This is a genomic window from Pseudoalteromonas sp. Isolate6, from assembly GCF_022398435.1.
Taxonomy (GTDB): Bacteria; Pseudomonadota; Gammaproteobacteria; order Enterobacterales; family Alteromonadaceae; genus Pseudoalteromonas; species Pseudoalteromonas galatheae.
In genome coordinates this window covers 1-960 of record NZ_JAKEVK010000392.1, presented here as the reverse complement: position 1 = coordinate 960, position 960 = coordinate 1, and the positions used below count along the sequence as shown (strand labels likewise).

Below are 960 nucleotides of genomic sequence, written 5' to 3'. Positions count from 1 at the left end.
ACGTGAAAAGTTACTGGCTAGATTTCTACGGTGAGCACGTTTTAACAAGTGATGGAAAAATTATTACTTGGGATAACACTCTCGATGATTCAGGTAATTTTGAATACAGTAAAGCCCAATTATCCCAAACAGAGCTTAACGATGTAAAACAAGTTTTGCATTCACTTTATGACTGTAGCAGCTCTGCAAATACTTCAGCAGTGCTTTACAACTCTGGACTTCTTGTTATCGACGGATTTTGGTGGGATAAAAAAGGCTCGCACCAACATAGTTATAAGCGAGTAGAAAAAACGGGTGTAAGTAAGATTCAAGCTGTTAGCTATGCTGGCGGTGGTGGGTACGATGCTGTCGCAATATTTGATGAACAAGATAATGTAGAAATTTGGACATGTAGTAATGAGCCGTTTTTATCTACACTAGAAAATGGAGAATATGCTACAGGTTTTGGAGATTTACAAAATGTAGCCCGTATTATCAGTCCGTTAGGTTCAAAAGCTATTCTTGCGATAAAAAAAGATGGTAGCTTTTCAATCAGAGGTTCTGGTTTAACCTACCATGTTTCGAGTCTAAACACTGAGATTAAGGTAAAAGACTTACTTAAAATTAGTTGGATGTATGTTCTGTTGGATGTTGAAGGTAATATTCATTATTTAGATAGCTATTGGAGCGAATACTTACCTGAACAGTTCCCAGAGTTTTCTTTTGATAACATAGCGTATAGTGTTCCTTCTGATCATTCTAATGGCGTAGTTGTTAAAGAGGACGGTTCGGCTTTACTTATTACACAAAATAATCCACAGACATTACCTTCTGTTAAAGATGTAAACCTAGTAGACAATTTCATGCTAATTACGGATAAAGAAGGTAAGCTCACTACCTATTATGAACGTGATAGCGAAAGAGAGTTAGATGCAGATTACTTTTCAAATGGTATTAATCAAATAGAGGGCGTTTCAGAGG

The 960-nt window shown here is 36.6% G+C and carries 1 protein-coding gene; it reads left to right on the top strand.

Annotated features, from left to right (window positions below):
* Positions 1–960: hypothetical protein (locus L1D50_RS23085; RefSeq protein ID WP_239966944.1), on the top strand; the 960-nt coding region annotated here is incomplete at both ends.